The following is a 16,802-nucleotide window of genomic DNA, read 5'->3' on the forward strand; positions in this document are numbered from 1 at the left end:
AAATTTAGAATTAAAAATTAAAGGTTGCACGTTCTTGTAGATGAAGGAGAATATTGTCCAAGAGAAATCATTTCTCTTTGCGGTTAGAATAATCAATTTATATAAATATCTAACTAATACAAAAAAGGAGTTTGTTTTAAGTAAACAACTTTTAAGATGTGGAACTTCAATTGGAGCAAACATCGAAGAATCGATTGGAGGACGTTCTGATAAGGAGTTTTTATTCAAGCTTGAAATTTCATATAAGGAAGCTAGAGAAACAATTTATTGGTTGAAATTATTAAAAGCAACAGATTATATCTCTGTAAATGAATTTGACAGCATCTTTGGTGAAGCTAATGAAATTTGCAGAATATTAGCGAAAATTATACTAACCCTAAAAGGAAAATAGGAATTCATTGAAAGTCACAACTGATTTTTAATTTTTAATTCTGAATTTTTAATTAAAAAAACTATGAGATTAGTAGTGTTAGGAGGAGGAGAAAGTGGAGTTGGAACCGCAATCCTCGGTAAAAAACAAGGATACGACGTTTTCGTATCAGATTTTGGAAAGATAAAAGAGAGTTACAAAGAAGTTCTTATCATTAATAAAATTGCCTGGGAAGAAGAACAGCATACAGAAGATTTGATTTTGAATGCCGATGTGGTTATGAAAAGCCCAGGAATTCCAGAGAAATCTCCCATAGTAAAAAAGCTGATTGCAGCAGGGGTTAAGGTGATTTCGGAAATTGAATTTGCGGCACCTTTTACAGAAGCAATGACAGTTGGAATTACAGGAAGCAATGGCAAGACAACAACAACAATGCTGACTTATCATTTGCTGAAATCGGCAGGATTAAATGTCGGTTTAGGCGGTAATATCGGAAAGAGCTTTGCCTGGCAGGTAGCCGAAAATAAATTTGATGCATACGTTCTTGAATTAAGCAGTTTTCAGTTAGACGGAATAATAGATTACAGACCAGATATTGCCATAATAACCAATATTAGTCCAGACCATTTAGATCGATACGAATATAAATATCAAAATTATATTAATTCGAAATTCCGGATAACGATGAACCAGACCGAAAGCGACTATCTCATTTACGATGCAGACGATGAGGCAAGTACAGAATGGTTAAAGAGTAACAAAACAAAAGCAAAATTAATTCCTTTTTCATTAACGAAAACATTCGATGAAGGGGCTTCTATAAATAACAACAAAATGGAAATAAAGATCAACCAAGAAGAGTTTACAATGGAAACAGAATACATTGCGTTAGAAGGAAAACATAATATGAAAAATGCAATGGCAGCAAGCTCTGTGGCGAAATTGATGCAGATTAGAAATGCAACTATTCGTGAAAGTTTATCTAATTTTCAAGGTGTTGAGCACCGTTTAGAAAAAGTATTAAAAATACAAAACGTACAATACATCAACGACTCAAAAGCTACTAATGTAAATGCTACATTCTTTGCTTTAGACAGTATGAATGTTCCAACCGTATGGATCGTGGGTGGTGTTGACAAAGGAAACGATTACAACGAATTAATGTCATTAGTACGCGAAAAAGTAAAAGCGATTATTTGTTTAGGAGTAGACAACCGTAAAATTATAGATGCTTTTGGAAACGTTGTTGATATTATGGTTGAAGTGAACAATATGAACGATGCAGTAAAAACTGCTCAGAGATTAACGGAAAAAGGCGATGCAGTATTGTTGTCTCCAGCCTGCGCAAGTTTCGATTTATTCGAAAACTACGAAGATCGTGGAAAGCAATTTAAGCAAGCGGTACATAACTTGTAGAATAAAAGTTTCAAGTTTCATGTTATGAGGAACTTGAAACTTGAAACAAAAGAAACCTGAAACTAAAAACAATGAAGCAATTAGTAAACAAACTAAAAGGAGATAGGGTAATATGGTCATTTGTGGCCTTATTGGCGTTATTTTCGTTTATGCCTGTTTTTAGTGCGAGTAGTAATCTGGCTTATATTGGTCATGGAACTGGTAATACATTGGGTTACTTGGTTAAACATTTGGCTCACGTTTGTATAGGTTTTCTAATTATTTACTGGGTTCACAAAGTACCGTATCATTATTTTAGAGCGATTTCTAAAATAGCTCTTCCAGTAGTTTGGATTTTGTTATTGTATACGTTGTTAAAAGGAACCGTCATTGCGGGGGCAAATGCAAGTCGTTGGATTCAGGTTCCGTTTATCGGCATCACATTTCAGACTTCGACTTTAGCGGCAAGCGTATTGTTTATTTATGTTGCCCGTTATTTGTCAAAAACAAAAGAAGAAAATGAGCCTTTTCAAACCTCATTTATTCAGCTTTGGATTCCGGTATTTATCACTTTGGCACTTATATTACCAGCCAACTTTTCGACCACAGCGTTGATTTTTTCGATGGTTATGATGCTGACGTTTATTGGTAAATATCCATTAAAATATATAGGTTTTATTATAGGTTCAGGAATTGCAATGCTGGCATTTTTTCTTTTGGTAGCTAAAGCTTTTCCAGACTCTAGGTTTTTCAGCAGGGTTTCAACATGGGAAAGCCGTATCATGAACTTTACGACAGATAAACCAGAAGAAGACGATTATCAAATCGAAAAGGCAAAAATTGCAATTGCTTCAGGAAGATTAGGCGGACTAGGACCTGGGAAAAGTGTTCAAAAGAACTTTCTTCCACAATCATCTTCAGATTTTATTTACGCGATTGTTGTAGAAGAATATGGCTTAGTTGGTGGCGTTTCTATATTAGTTCTGTATTTATTGTTATTGTTCAGATTTGTGATTGCCTCTCATAAAGCCAATACCCTATTTGGAAAATTAGTCGTCGTCGGACTTGGATTTCCGATGATATTCCAAGCAATGATTAATATGGCCGTTGCGGTTGAGCTGCTTCCAGTAACTGGACAGACACTGCCATTGATAAGTAGTGGAGGAAGTTCGATCTGGATGACTTGTTTCTCGCTGGGAATAATAATTAGCGTTACGAAAAAAGAGGAAGAAATCGTCGAAGAAAAAAAGGAAAAAGAAAAACGAAAAGAAGCATTACAGCGATTGATTGATAAAGAACTGGCTGAAGAAGATTTAGTTCCTCAAGAAATATATGAAGAAGAAGAAATGTATTCGATTGAAGATAATTCGAGAAATCCGATGAATGCAGTTTTAAACAAATAAAATAAAGAATAGTTTTAAAAACGTTGTAATTTTTTAAATGATGACAAAGTATAAATTCATACTTAGCGGAGGAGGAACAGGAGGGCATATTTATCCTGCGATTGCGATTGCAAATGAATTAAAATTACAATTTCCTGATGCAGAATTTCTTTTTGTTGGTGCCAAAGATAAAATGGAAATGCAGAAAGTGCCTCAGGCAGGTTACGAAATAAAAGGTCTTTGGATAGCTGGTTTACAACGAAAATTGACTTTACAAAATATGATGTTTCCTCTTAAACTAGCAAGTAGTTTACTGGAATCAAGAAGAATTATTAAAAAATTCAAACCAAATGTGGTAATCGGAACTGGTGGTTTTGCCAGCGGACCATTACTTCAGGCGGCGGGATCAGCAGGAATTCCGACAGTGGTTCAAGAACAGAATTCATTTCCAGGAATCACGAATAAATTGTTGAGTAAAAAAGCAAACAAAATTTGTGTCGCTTATCAAAATTTGGAGCGTTTTTTTCCAAAAGAAAAAATTGTATTGACAGGAAATCCAGTGCGTCAGGATTTAATTGATATAGAAAGTAAACGTGATGAAGCAATTGCTTTTTACGGCTTAGATCCGAATAAAAAAACAGTATTGGTTTTAGGAGGAAGTTTAGGAGCAAGAAGAATCAATCAGTTAATTGAAAAAGAATTACAAAATTTTCTTTCGCAAAATGTTCAGGTAATCTGGCAATGTGGAAAATTATATTTTGAAGATTATAAAAAATACAATCAGTCCAATGTAAAAGTGGTCGATTTTATTGAAAGAATGGATTTTGTTTATGCAGCATCAGATGTCATAATTTCACGTGCAGGGGCTTCTTCAGTATCAGAATTATGTATTGTTGGAAAACCATTGATTTTTATTCCATCGCCTAATGTAGCTGAGGATCACCAGACTAAAAATGCGCAGGCAATAGTAGATGCAAAAGGTGCAATTTTGTTAAAAGAATCTGAGTTGGAAAGCCAGTTTAGCATTGTTTTTGAAGCGTTGCTGAAAGATCAGGGAAAGCAGAAACAATTAAGTGATAATATTAAAAAATTGGCTATGCCAAACGCGACAAAAGTAATTGTTGAAGAAATTAAAAAGTTGTTATAATATAAATTTTGACGAAAATTATACAACAGCAAGAGAAAAGAAGAACGCTATTTTAGGGGAAATTCGATTCTTATAAGTATAAAAACATAATAGCTTAGTTTTTAGTTTTTTAGGAAAAACCAAGATGAAAGCTTAACACAATTAGAAAGCATAAAGTTTATGGTTTAGCGCCTGAAGCTTAATACTTAAAGAAGAAATTAAGATGAATTTAAATCAAATACAAAACGTTTATTTTATTGGTATCGGAGGAATCGGAATGAGTGCCTTGGCTCGTTATTTCAAATATATTGGAAAACAAGTTTCAGGTTATGACAAAACACCTTCTATGCTGACAAATGAATTGATTGAAAGTGGTATTGATATTCATTTTGAAGATAATATTAGTTTAATTCCAACCGATTATTATGTAGAGAATACACTGGTAATTTTTACGCCGGCGGTTCCAAAAACACATTCTGAGTGGAATTATTTCATAGAAAGACATTATGAAGTTAAAAAACGTGCAGAAGTTCTTGGAATTATAAGTAAAGATACATTTTGCTTTGCAGTTGCCGGAACGCACGGAAAAACAACAACTTCGAGTATCCTTGGTCATATTTTGTTTCAAAGCGGTGCAGATGTAACAGCTTTTATTGGAGGAATTGTTGAAAATTATAATTCAAACCTAATTGGAAGCGGGAAAACAGTAACCGTTGTTGAAGCTGATGAATTTGATAGGTCATTTTTGCATTTACGTCCAGATATCGCGTGTGTGACGTCTATGGATGCGGATCATTTAGATATCTACGGAACAAGTGATGCCATTGAAGAGTCATTTAGAGAATTTGCTTCAAAAGTTGAAGATAAAAATAACCTCTTCATAACCAAAGAATTACCTTTAGAGGGTGTTCAATGTGCTATAAATGAAGATGCTGTATATAAAGCGTTTAATGTTAGAATAGAAGATGGAGCTTATGTTTTTGATGTGCAGACGCCGTCAGAAATTATGAAAGATCTTCATTTTGGACTGCCTGGAAAACATAATTTAATGAATGTATTAATGGCTATTGCAATGGCTAAAACGTTTGGGACTCCAACCGATTCGATTGCAAAAGCGATTGCTTCATTCAACGGAATCAGAAGACGTTTTTCGTATCAAATTAAGAGTGAAAATTTAGTTTATATTGATGATTATGCACATCATCCAACAGAGATTAATGCTGTTCATCAAGCAGTTAGAGAGTTGTATCCAGGGCGAAGAGTACTGGCAGTTTTTCAGCCGCATTTGTTCAGTAGAACAAGGGATTTTGCTGACGGATTTGCCGAAAGCTTATCAAAATTTGACGAAGTGTTATTGATGGATATTTACCCAGCTAGAGAGCTTCCAATGGAAGGAGTGACTTCTGAATGGCTTTTGGGTAAAATGACAAATTCGAACAAAAAAATTGTTTCAAAAGAAGATTTATTAGGTGAAATTAAGGCCAGCGATGCACCTATAATTGTAACAATTGGAGCTGGTGATCTTGGAGAGATGGTTCCGTCAATTAAAAAGATTTTAAATGAAAATATTTAATTGGACAAATATCAGATTAGTACTTATTTTCGGACTTGTACTATTTTTATTTTCCTTCGCGCAGCACCGAAATGGCGATCGAAAATTGAAAAAATCTATGGTTGTTTTTGTAGGAGAAAATACGCTTTTTGTGAAGCCGGAAACGGTTAATAAATTGTTGATAGAAAATAAAAGAGACGCTTCCAGTATTAGAAAAGATGAAGTAGATTTGAATAAGATAGAGAAAACCCTCGATACGCAGGAGATGATTGAGAAGTCAAATGTTTTTGTAAGTATTGATGGAGTTCTAAAAGCAGTAGTAAAACAGAAGACGCCCATAGCAAGAGTTTATGACGGCGACGCTTCTTTTTATATTGATTACGAGGGTAATAAAATGCCTTTGTCTGACAATTTTACTGCAAGAGTTCCTCTTGTTTCAGGGGCAATTAATGAAAAAAATAACGAAGATTTAGCAGCTTTATTTCGCACAATTTATGACGATGCGTTTTTGAAAAAAAACATCATTGCAATAGAGATTATGCCGAATGGAAGCTTAAAAATGTTTAATCGTAACTATGATTACTTCATAGATTTCGGCAGAACGATGAATGTTGATAAGAAATTTAGAAACTATAAAGCGTTTTTTCAAAAAGCAGTTTTAGATAGTTCGTTATATAAATACAGTAAGATTGACCTTAGGTTTACGGAACAAGTAGTTTGCACTAAATAATAGAAAATGGAAAAAGATAACATTGCAGTAGGTCTAGATATTGGAACAACCAAAATCGTTGCCATGATTGGTAAGAAAAATGAATATGGTAAGTTGGAGATTTTGGGCATTGGTAAATCCAAAAGTTTGGGTGTTGCCAGAGGAGTAGTAAACAACATTACGCAGACGATTCAATCGATTCAGCAGGCGATAATCGAAGCAGAAAATAATTCGGGTTACAAAATAAAAGATGTTGTTGTAGGTATTGCAGGGCAGCACATCAGAAGTATTCAGCATACTGATTATATCAGCAGAAATAATCCAGAAGAAGTAATTGGCGAAAAAGATATTCAACTCTTAATCGATCAGGTAAATAAACTGGCGATGTTACCAGGGGAAGAAATTATCCATGTTTTACCGCAGGAATTTAAAATCGACGGACAGTCTGAAATTAAAGAGCCAATCGGAATGTACGGCGGAAGATTAGAATCTAGTTTTCACGTTGTAGTGGGGCAGGCATCTTCAATCAGAAATGTTGGAAGATGTATTCAAAGTTCAGGAATTGAATTATCTGGTTTAACATTAGAACCGTTAGCTTCAGCTGATGCAGTTTTAAGTCAGGAAGAAAAAGAAGCTGGTGTTGCGCTTATCGATATTGGAGGCGGAACAACAGATTTGGCTATTTTCAAAGATGGTATCATTCGTCATACGGCAGTGATTCCTTTCGGTGGAAATGTAATTACAGATGATATTAAAGAAGGCTGTTCGATTATCGAAAAACAAGCTGAACTTTTAAAGATCAAATTTGGATCTGCGTGGCCGGGAGAAAATAAAGATAATGAGATCGTTTCGATTCCAGGTTTGAGAGGAAGAGAACCAAAAGAAATTTCATTAAAAAACTTATCTAAAATTATTCACGCAAGAGTTGTGGAAATTGTAGAACAGGTTTTTGCAGAAATTAAAGCATATGGACACGAAGATCCTCGCAAAAAACTGATTGCTGGTATTGTATTAACAGGTGGAGGTGCGCAATTAAAGCACATCAAACAATTGGTAGAATACATTACAGGAATGGATACTAGAATTGGTTATCCAAATGAGCATTTAGCAGGAAACTCAGGAGAAGAAATTTCTAGTCCATTATTTGCAACGGCAGTTGGATTAGTAATGAATAGTATTGAAAACAGTTCACAAAGTGCTGTTAGAATGGAATTGGTTAATGAACAGACAAAAGTTGTTTACAGAAATGCACCAACTCCAGTACAACGATACGAAGTTGAAGAAAATTACGTTGAAAAAGTAGAAACTATTGAAGATACTAGAGAGCTTGTAAATCATAAAGCATCTAAAGAAGAATCTACTGAAACCAAAATAAGAAGATCATTTTTTGATCGATACGTTGATAAAATCAAAGAATTTTTAGACAACGCAGAATAAATTAGAATAACAAGAGAAGGAAATTACTTTTTGCCCCAAGTCAAGAAGTAAAAAATGTACTAAATAAGAATTTCAAAAACCAAAAAGATGATGAGCAACTCAGAATTTGGAAGTATTTCATTTGATTTACCAAAAAATCAATCAAATGTAATCAAAGTAATAGGTGTAGGCGGAGGCGGAAGTAACGCAATCAACCACATGTTCAAGCAAGGTATTAAAGGCGTAGATTTTATCGTTTGTAATACCGATTCACAAGCGCTTCAAAATAGTTCAGTACCAAATAAAATTCAATTAGGAGTTAATTTAACTGAAGGATTAGGAGCGGGTGCTAACCCAGATGTTGGACAGCAGTCTGCTATCGAAAGTATTTCTGATATTGAAAAAATGTTAGATAGAAATACTAAGATGGTATTTATTACAGCGGGTATGGGTGGAGGAACTGGAACAGGTGCTGCTCCGGTAATCGCTCAATTAGCAAAAGAAAGAGAAATACTAACAGTTGGTATCGTGACCATTCCATTTCAATTTGAAGGGAAAGTGCGTCAGGAGCAGGCAATTATCGGAATCGAAAAACTGCGTAAGCAAGTCGATTCATTAATTGTAATCAACAACAACAAATTAAGAGAAGTATACGGAAATCTTGGTTTTAAAGCTGGATTCTCGAAAGCGGATGAAGTTTTGGCAACAGCCTCTAGAGGTATTGCTGAAGTAATTACGCACCACTATACTCAAAATATCGATTTACGTGATGCAAAAACTGTTTTATCTAACAGCGGAACTGCCATCATGGGATCTTCTGTGGCAACAGGTGAAAACAGAGCAAAAGACGCTATTGTTTCGGCTTTGGATTCTCCTTTGTTAAACGACAATAAAATTACAGGTGCCAAAAACGTATTGTTGCTTATCGTTTCTGGAACTAATGAGATTACTCTTGATGAAATTGGGGAAATCAATGATCACATTCAAGCTGAAGCTGGTTACAATGCAAATATTATCATGGGGGTTGGTGAAGACGAAACTCTTGGTGAAGCTATTGCTGTAACTATCATTGCTACGGGTTTTGATGTAGAACAACAAAATGAAATTGTTAACACAGAACCTAAAAAAATCATTCATACTTTAGAAGATGAACAGAGAAGTGTTCATAATTTAACTAGTAAACCACTAACTTCTTTCGACTTAACAGTTGATACACCTACAGCAAAAACGGAAGATAAAGTTGTTTTTGATTTAATGGATGATGACGAAACATTTACACCAACTCCGCAAGCTGTTGCTCCAGCAATTAATCAAGAAGAGTTAGTGGTAATGTCTGAGTTTATTAAAAATCTGGATGTAACTTTCGAAATTGTTTCGCCAATTACAGATATCGATTTTACAATTTCTGCACCAGAAACTCCAGTTGTACAACAAGTACAACAACAACAGCCTGTGCAGCAACAAAGAGTATTTGAAAGAGAAGAACAGACTACTTTTTCTTTTGATCTTCCTTTGTTTAAACAAGAGCCTGTAAAAAGAGAGCCAGTTATTGAAGATAATAAAGTTTTGTTTGAATTGACAAACGAAACACGTGAGATAAAAGTAAATGATCCTGTGCAGTTTGTGCCGGTAACAGAAGTTTCTGATAACGGAATTATCAAATATTCTCTAGAAGAATATATGGAAGTTGAAAACGACTTGATGACTTCTAAACCAGTTGAAAAAGTGGTTGAAGATGTTGTTCCAGAGGAATTAAATATTACTTTGAAACCAAGAACAGACTTTGCAAGTCAAGCCGATTTTACAACAACTTCTGAAGTTTCTCCAATGGAATTAACAATTGAAGAAACACTTCGTTTAAGAGCAGAAGAAAGAAGAAAGAAACTAAAAGAGTTTAACTATAAATTCCATAATAATGTTTCTAGAATTGACGAGTTGGAAAAAGAACCAGCTTACAAAAGATTAGGAATTGATTTATCGAATTCACAGTCAAATAATACAAATTCTAGAATTTCTGTTGGGACAGATAGTAACAACGATTTACAATTACGTTCAAACAATTCATTTTTGCACGATAACGTAGATTAATTTTAGCATCATAATATTAGGATGACCCGAAAATTGGATTTAATTTTCGGGTTATTTTTTTTATCTTCGCACAGAATTTAAAAATTTGACTTCTTAAGTTGATTTTTAAAGTTAATTCTATTGTCAGTTCGAGCGAAGTCGAGAACAAACTTTCAAGATAAAATATCAATTTATAAGCACTGCTTATTCAAATAAAAAGACAAAAGATGAGTTTACAAGCAAAGATCATGGACGAGATCAAAACGGCCATGAAAGCAAAAGATACTGTTGCATTAGAAGCATTAAGAGCTATTAAATCTGAATTGTTACTAGCGGCCACTTCTTCTGGATCAAAAGAAGAATTATCAGAAGATGAAGAAGTTAAATTACTTCAAAAATTGGTAAAAACCCGTAAAGAAAGCGCAAGAATCTTTACAGAGCAAAACCGTCCTGATTTAGCTGAACCAGAATTGGCTCAGGTTGCAGTAATCGAGAAGTTTTTGCCAGCTCAATTAAGCGAAGAAGAAGTAGAAGCTGTTATTGCTAAAATCATAGCAGAGACAGGAGCTTCTGGAATTGCATCAATGGGAAAAGTTATGGGATTGGCATCTGCACAATTAGGAGGAACTGCTGAAGGAAAAACTATTTCTACAATTGTGAAAAAATTACTTTCTTAGAAAATTCCAATAATAAAAAATCCAAATTCCAATGCAAAACTTGGAATTTGGTCCCGAAACTTCGGGATAAAAAATTGAAAATTTTAAATATTTTGACCGCGTAGTTCAACTGGATAGAATATCAGATTTCGGCTCTGAGGGTTGGGGGTTCGAACCCCTCCGCGGTCACTATAAAAAAATGAAAGCCTGCAAAGTGTATATTTTGCAGGCTTTTTTATGGTTCGAAGATTATTATCTAAAATTTTAATTTTTGAAATATCAGTGTTTACGGCAAATTTTGGTTCGAACTCCGTCAAGTCTCTAAATTTTTAGATTATAATTATTATTTGCATATTGAAGATAAAGTTATTAAGTTCACTTTGTCAAAATAATAGTCTGCAAGATTGATTTGACATAAACTGACTCTGTTTCACAATAAAAGGTAAATGCAAAAAGAATATTCTACAAACTTAACATATCACTATAATTCCTATTTTGGAATTGTTGGAAAAAAAATGAAGTGGGAAATAGGTCCTACATTTAAAACCCATCCTGAGTTCTTCGTTTTAGAATTTGCGCCAAATAAAGTTCACAACATGTGGACATATTGTACTGTTGGAATGTCAGCCGATTTAATAGACGATAACTTAATTGAGTTAGTTATCTATTCTCCGAAACAAGATAATTCTTTGGTTGAATTATTGACTGTTCATGCTTCTCATCACAGACTGACACCTTTTAATATTCACCATACTTCAAATATTGGGAGACCTTGGCTTGAAAATTCTATTTGTGACCATGCATTTATTTCATTACCTTATCTTGACGGAGATAATCTAGAAATTTTTCAATTTGAAGAAAAGGTAATTCATTGTTATTGGCTTATTCCGATTACACAAGTAGAAAGAGATTATAAAATTGAGTATGGTTGTGAGGCATTAGAAGAATTGTTTGAAGAGAAACAATTAGATTACCTAAATCCATTGAGAAACTCATTGGTGTAAATTGTTGATTAGCAAAATAAAAGATTAATACATTTGATAATAATGTTTATATCATATATCGAATACTACTTTAAATAAATGAAAGTGAAACATATTATATTAATGCTGATTCTCATTGGTTTAACTAATTGCTCTAACAAATTGAAAATGAAACAATATAATTCTGAATATAATTATTCCATGAATCTTCCTGAGAATTGGAGTGAATATGAAACTGACGAAAAAAACACTAATGCCTTTTTTGATACTACAAGATGGACAGGAAACTTACGAATAAGTCCCATGGATTACAAGGTTAAAAATCCAAAAGAATTCTTAAGAGAAACTTTAACTGAAAACAATGGACAGGATATTAATTGGAACAATATCAATGGAGTTTATTATTCTGAAAATAAAAATGATGAGGCAATTCATTATTGGTATTTGATTGAAAATAACAAATTTTACGTTTGTTCCTTTATTATTGGAAATCTTAACGGAAAAACTGAAATAGAAGAAGAACTAAATAGGGTTATTGAAGTATTAAAATCAATTAAATCGAAATAACATCATTGTTATTAATTTAAAATCCGCCTACTTAAATAATTGACAGAAATATAAAAATTGATATGGATTTTTGTGACAAGGCAGTTTTTGAACTCCAAAAAGAGAGACCAATATTTCATTCTGAAGATGATTTGAAATTAGCTCTTGCTTTAAAAATTAAAGAGCAAAATCCCAAATTTGAAATTCGCCTTGAAAGACCTATAGAATTAGAAATGATTATCAGAACTGGTGGTACTAAAATTGTAAGAGCACCAATAGATATAATTGTTATTGATGAGAATGGAGGAATTTATCCGATTGAATTAAAATACAAAACAAAAAAAGCCTGTATTCCCTATAATGAAGAGAAATACATTTTGGCTGAACATGGAGCTACGGATACAGGGAGGTTTAGCTTTAGAAAAGATATCTTTAGAATTGAAAACTTTAAATCCAAGAACTTAAATTATAAATGTGGATACGTTTTAATTTTAACAAATGATAAATCTTATTTTGAAAAAAATGTTTTTGAAAAAGACAATCTCGATAAACATTTTTCTTTTCATGACGGTATGCTTCTTAATCGTTCTGATTTGAGTTGGAATTATAATAAATTAGACAAAACTAAATTCATATTAAAAGACGATAATATTTTATATGATATTAATTCAAAAATGCATTGGACTTGTAATTCAGAGTATTTTTATAAATTAGATTTATTAAAAGATTATCAGATAACTTGGAACGATTTTTCAAAATTTGAGAAAACTAATTTTAAATATTGTCTGATAAAAATAGAAATTTAAGGACTTCATAATAGCTTTTGCATTTAGTTACATCAGGATATCATTCGTAAATTAAGTTCTGCAAAAGTTTTAAATCTTCCATTAGGCGGTTCGAATTCTGTACCGTCAAGGTCATTGTAAAAAAATGAAAGCCTGCAAAGTGTATATTTTGCAGGCTTTTTTATATTTGCGATTATTCAAAAATAGTCCAAAAAAATATGGCATAATACTTAAAAATTAATGTTTATTTCTCCGTTCGTTTTTTAGAATTTTTAATTAAAACAATAACAGAAAACACAAAAACAATTATATACAAAACTGCTAGTGCCGGTTTCTCGAATTTTAAATTTTGAAAGTCAAATTGTTTGTACAAGGTTACGCCTAAAATGATAGCGATAACCCAAAAAATAAATGTAATTGGTTTTTTATTTTCCATTGGTTCTTGTTTTATGGTTATTAATAATTCTTATTTTACAGGTTCGCCTGCATTTCCCGTTTTTACTTCTCCAGCACGTTTGTAACTGGCTAAAATTACTCCAGTTGTAGTAACTGTATTTTCTATTAAAGTAAATCCTGACGGATGCGTATTATCGTCAAAAAGCTTTTTTCCTTTACCTAGCAGAACAGGATGAATTTTCAATCGGAGTTCATCAACCAAATCATTTTTTAATAATAAATGAACAAGTTCACTGCTTCCCCAAACTTGAATGTCTGAGCCGTCGGATTCTTTTAATTTTTTTATAGCAGAGAGACTTTTGATGAAATTAGAATTTTTCCAATCCGATTTTTTTCTGGTTGCAGAGAGAACATATTTAGTACCTTCATTAATTCCGGGCCAGATGGCAGCATGTTTCGGCCAGTATTCTTCCCATATTTCAAAAGTTTTTCTGCCTAAAAGATAATCGGCTGTTTTTGTTTCATTTTTTACAGCCGTATTGTAAACCTCGTCGCCAAATGGTGCTACCCAGCCTCCAAATTTAAATCCGTTTGATTGATCTTCTTTTGGTCCACCGGGAGCCTGCATGACTCCATCTAATGAGATCATTGATAAAACAATTATTTTTCTCATAGTATTAATCGTTTTTAGGAAAATCCAAATTTAGCTAACTTACAACTGTTTTTAATTCTCCTTTGCATATTTTAGAAGTTTTTTGATTGACATGCAGTTAGGTACGCAAAAAGCTAACTGGATAATTATACTTTTTTCAGATGATATTTTTTTAAGTTATTCGTTTACGTGTTTTTAGATTTCTTAAATTATGCTTCCTTTATCATTCTGATTATTAATGTATTGTATAGCTAATATACTATTTTTTTTAATTGATTTTGAAGATATTTAAGACAAACAAAAAAATGGGTAAAAGAATAAATATCTTTTACCCAGTGTCAACAGAAAGTTTTTTATTAAATAAGTGAACTTACTTTGTATGCTTCAAAAAATTATGGATGTAATTGACTACCAATGGAATGTTTTGATGATGGGGAGCGTGGCCTGTTTGTGGCAGCACAATTAACTGTGAAGTTGGAAGCTGTCTGGTCAGCGGATACCAATTTTCTACAGCAAAACTAATATCATGATCTCCAGAAATAATCAAAATAGGTGTCTGGGTGGTTTTCAGTTTATCTCTAAAGTTATCATTGTCTGCAACTGCGCCTTCACCTCCTGCAAAATAAAGCTGAAAAACATCCATAGTCGACGGAATTTTAGAAACGTCAATTTTTGCGGCAATTCGGTCGTGAGAAGCTTTTGCGGCTTTCTTACTTTCTTCAGATTCAGGCTCAAAGAAAAGTATAATTTCATCATTAAAATCGTTTATTGGTTTTAAAGCCGAATCGAGAAAAGCCTGCTCGAGCGGAACGACTCTTTCCCCTACAGGACCCGTTCCTAACAAAATAGTGTGCGTTACAAGTTCGGGATATTGAAATGTTGCTGCCTGCGTTACTAATCCGCCGTAAGACCAGCCCATAAAAGCAGCTTTTTTAATTTTTAGAAAATCGGCAAGATCTTTAACATCTTTGGCTACATCCTTAATATCGGTTGGTAATTTTCCGGTAGAGTATCCAATTCCTGAATAATCAAAAGTAATAACCTGATTTTTTGCTGCGAGCAAATCTAAAAATAAGGGATCCCAGGTATCAAGTGTTCCTCTAAAACGGTTAATTAAAATAATCGGATTTCCTTCGCCAATTGTTCTGTATGCAATTTTTCGGTCTGAAAAATCTGCATATTGAGTTTCTGAATGGGCGGCGTCTATTTTTGATGTATTCATTATTTTAAGTTTTTGATTAATAATGTAATAAGAAACAATTTTAATGCCTTTTGATAAATGTTTTAATAATCAGCCTTTAATGAAATAATAGAATTATCGTTCTGTTTTATTTCGCTAAAAAAAAATATTTTCGCGATATATAGAAATATTACAACTCGATTGTGTCCCCAATTTTAGGCAAAGAAAGATGAAGACCTGCTTTCTCAAATTCATCTAAAGCTTTTTGGTGATCCATTGTAATAAATCCAAAAGTGTCATAATGAACGCCTAATATTTTGTCAGCTTCCACCAGTTTTGAAGCTTTAATAGCTTCCTCGATTCCCATCGTTAAACCATCACCAATGGGCAAAACAGCAAAATCAATTTTGGTGAATTCGGGGATTAGTTTCATGTCTAAAGTCAGAGCTGTATCGCCGCTGTAATAGAAATTTCCATCAGAAGTTGTTAGTACAAAACCGCAGGCAATACCTCCGTAACTTCCGTCCATAAAACTGCTTGGATGCTGTGCAATAACACATTTTACGGTTCCAAAATCAAAGCTGAATTTCCCGCCGGGATTTATGGGATGCGAATTTTCGATTCCGTTTTTTAAAAGCCAGTTATAGATTTCAAAGTTTCCAAGAACCTTAGCTCCAGTATTTTTAGCAATTCTTTCAACATCAAGAATGTGGTCGTAATGGGCATGCGAAATAAAAATGTAGTCGGCTTTTATTTCGTCTACATTAATATTTTTTGCAAGCTCATTTGGTGTGATAAAAGGGTCGAAGAGAATGTGTTTTCCATTCGCATAAACAGAAAAACACGAATGACCGTAATAGGTTACTTTCATAATAAATGTATTTTTTAAATTGATAATTTATTGATTTTAAGTTCAATAAAGATACCAATAAAAAAATGCACGACGTAACTTGGGTTACAGTACCAAATCTGATAGTAAAATTTTTAGAAATCTGTCTTGATAAACAAATGCAGCTTTGTGTTAGGTTTTGCTGTTTTATTACGTATAATAAAAACTATTTTCTAGAAAATAAATTCTCTACAACCCAAGCTGGACCAATCAATAAAAACTGAAGATCTTTTAAGAAAGAAGGTTTTTTACCTTCAATGTTGTGGCCGTAGAACTGACCAATCCAGGCAATAATGAAAACGCCTATTGAAAATGCCCACAATGGAACAACTTGCCCGATATAATAATTGATAACTAAGCAGATTGCAGAAAAAATGGCAATTTTTACCGCCATTGCAATTGATAATCTAATATAGAAAATAAGAACAAAAAGAAGTACTACAAAAGCCCAATTCTCGATAATTGGCAGATTAAATTTTAAGGTATCAGCGATAATTCCGCTGGGAATACTCATTAATAAACCCACAATAGAAAAGAAAATTGCAGGAACACAAATATAGTGTATCGCTTTGTTTGTTGGGTTTTGGTGGCTTACGGCATATTCCGCAAACCATTGATCTAATGTTCTCATTTTTTGGTGGTTTATAGTTAGTTGAAGTAAATCTAATGAAATTTTTCAATAGTAATTGAACCAATAA

General features: G+C 33.2%; 17 protein-coding genes and 1 tRNA gene. 13 read left to right on the top strand and 5 right to left on the bottom strand.

What is annotated here, in order from left to right; genetic code table 11:
• The first annotated feature begins 40 nt into the window (after positions 1 to 40).
• The 13 genes from HYN86_RS08455 (at position 41) to HYN86_RS08515 (ending at position 13,008) form a co-directional block, all read left to right on the top strand.
• A complete protein-coding gene (locus HYN86_RS08455; protein ID WP_113677638.1) occupies positions 41 to 391 on the top strand; it encodes a four helix bundle protein in 351 nt (116 codons plus the stop codon).
• Between the two features lie 63 nt (positions 392 to 454).
• Positions 455 to 1,786 (top strand): UDP-N-acetylmuramoyl-L-alanine--D-glutamate ligase, encoded by a 1,332-nt coding sequence (murD, locus tag HYN86_RS08460; RefSeq protein WP_113677639.1) that lies wholly within the window; start codon positions 455 to 457, stop codon positions 1,784 to 1,786.
• A gap of 71 nt (positions 1,787 to 1,857) precedes the next feature.
• Positions 1,858 to 3,168, top strand: a complete 1,311-nt coding sequence (locus HYN86_RS08465; protein WP_113677640.1) for an FtsW/RodA/SpoVE family cell cycle protein — start codon at positions 1,858 to 1,860, stop codon at positions 3,166 to 3,168.
• 40 nt (positions 3,169 to 3,208) lie between these two features.
• Positions 3,209 to 4,294: an undecaprenyldiphospho-muramoylpentapeptide beta-N-acetylglucosaminyltransferase gene (gene murG / locus HYN86_RS08470; protein ID WP_113677641.1), complete on the top strand. Its 1,086-nt coding sequence runs from the start codon at positions 3,209 to 3,211 to the stop codon at positions 4,292 to 4,294.
• Positions 4,295 to 4,496: 202 nt separating this feature from the next.
• A complete protein-coding gene (gene murC, locus HYN86_RS08475; RefSeq protein ID WP_113677642.1) occupies positions 4,497 to 5,846 on the top strand; it encodes a UDP-N-acetylmuramate--L-alanine ligase in 1,350 nt (449 codons plus the stop codon).
• Positions 5,833 to 6,555: a cell division protein FtsQ/DivIB gene (locus HYN86_RS08480; RefSeq protein WP_113677643.1), complete on the top strand. Its 723-nt coding sequence runs from the start codon at positions 5,833 to 5,835 to the stop codon at positions 6,553 to 6,555. Before murC ends, HYN86_RS08480 begins: the two co-directional genes overlap by 14 nt.
• Positions 6,556 to 6,561: 6 nt before the next feature.
• Complete coding sequence (gene ftsA, locus HYN86_RS08485; protein WP_113677644.1) at positions 6,562 to 7,971, top strand: cell division protein FtsA; 1,410 nt, start codon at positions 6,562 to 6,564, stop codon at positions 7,969 to 7,971.
• A gap of 87 nt (positions 7,972 to 8,058) precedes the next feature.
• The gene (gene ftsZ / locus HYN86_RS08490; protein ID WP_113677645.1) at positions 8,059 to 10,038 is read left to right on the top strand and encodes a cell division protein FtsZ; all 1,980 of its coding nucleotides are present in this window, start codon (positions 8,059 to 8,061) and stop codon (positions 10,036 to 10,038) included.
• A gap of 206 nt (positions 10,039 to 10,244) precedes the next feature.
• The gene (locus HYN86_RS08495; protein WP_113677646.1) at positions 10,245 to 10,694 is read left to right on the top strand and encodes a GatB/YqeY domain-containing protein; all 450 of its coding nucleotides are present in this window, start codon (positions 10,245 to 10,247) and stop codon (positions 10,692 to 10,694) included.
• A 94-nt stretch (positions 10,695 to 10,788) separates the two neighbouring features.
• A tRNA-Arg gene (locus tag HYN86_RS08500) sits at positions 10,789 to 10,862 on the top strand.
• 257 nt (positions 10,863 to 11,119) lie between these two features.
• The gene (locus HYN86_RS08505; RefSeq protein WP_113677647.1) at positions 11,120 to 11,677 is read left to right on the top strand and encodes a suppressor of fused domain protein; all 558 of its coding nucleotides are present in this window, start codon (positions 11,120 to 11,122) and stop codon (positions 11,675 to 11,677) included.
• 84 nt (positions 11,678 to 11,761) lie between these two features.
• Positions 11,762 to 12,223, top strand: a complete 462-nt coding sequence (locus tag HYN86_RS08510; RefSeq protein ID WP_162789332.1) for a DUF3805 domain-containing protein — start codon at positions 11,762 to 11,764, stop codon at positions 12,221 to 12,223.
• 62 nt (positions 12,224 to 12,285) lie between these two features.
• Positions 12,286 to 13,008 (top strand): hypothetical protein, encoded by a 723-nt coding sequence (locus HYN86_RS08515; protein ID WP_113677649.1) that lies wholly within the window; start codon positions 12,286 to 12,288, stop codon positions 13,006 to 13,008.
• 223 nt (positions 13,009 to 13,231) lie between these two features.
• Here the strand turns inward: HYN86_RS08515 and HYN86_RS08520 are convergent, their stop codons facing one another.
• The 5 genes from HYN86_RS08520 to HYN86_RS08540 all read right to left on the bottom strand — a co-directional run bounded on the left by HYN86_RS08520 (position 13,232) and on the right by HYN86_RS08540 (position 16,735).
• Complete coding sequence (locus HYN86_RS08520) at positions 13,232 to 13,423, bottom strand: hypothetical protein (RefSeq protein ID WP_113677650.1); 192 nt, start codon at positions 13,421 to 13,423, stop codon at positions 13,232 to 13,234.
• A gap of 30 nt (positions 13,424 to 13,453) precedes the next feature.
• On the bottom strand, positions 13,454 to 14,056 hold the full coding sequence (locus HYN86_RS08525) for a dihydrofolate reductase family protein (protein WP_113677651.1): 603 nt from the start codon (positions 14,054 to 14,056) through the stop codon (positions 13,454 to 13,456).
• A gap of 349 nt (positions 14,057 to 14,405) precedes the next feature.
• The gene (locus HYN86_RS08530; RefSeq protein ID WP_113677652.1) at positions 14,406 to 15,257 is read right to left on the bottom strand and encodes an alpha/beta fold hydrolase; all 852 of its coding nucleotides are present in this window, start codon (positions 15,255 to 15,257) and stop codon (positions 14,406 to 14,408) included.
• Positions 15,258 to 15,405: 148 nt separating this feature from the next.
• The gene (locus tag HYN86_RS08535; RefSeq protein WP_113677653.1) at positions 15,406 to 16,086 is read right to left on the bottom strand and encodes a metal-dependent hydrolase; all 681 of its coding nucleotides are present in this window, start codon (positions 16,084 to 16,086) and stop codon (positions 15,406 to 15,408) included.
• 184 nt (positions 16,087 to 16,270) lie between these two features.
• A complete protein-coding gene (locus tag HYN86_RS08540) occupies positions 16,271 to 16,735 on the bottom strand; it encodes an Mpo1 family 2-hydroxy fatty acid dioxygenase (protein ID WP_113677654.1) in 465 nt (154 codons plus the stop codon).
• Positions 16,736 to 16,802: the final 67 nt, after the last annotated feature.

Source organism: Flavobacterium fluviale (genome assembly GCF_003312915.1).
Taxonomy (GTDB): Bacteria; Bacteroidota; Bacteroidia; order Flavobacteriales; family Flavobacteriaceae; genus Flavobacterium; species Flavobacterium fluviale.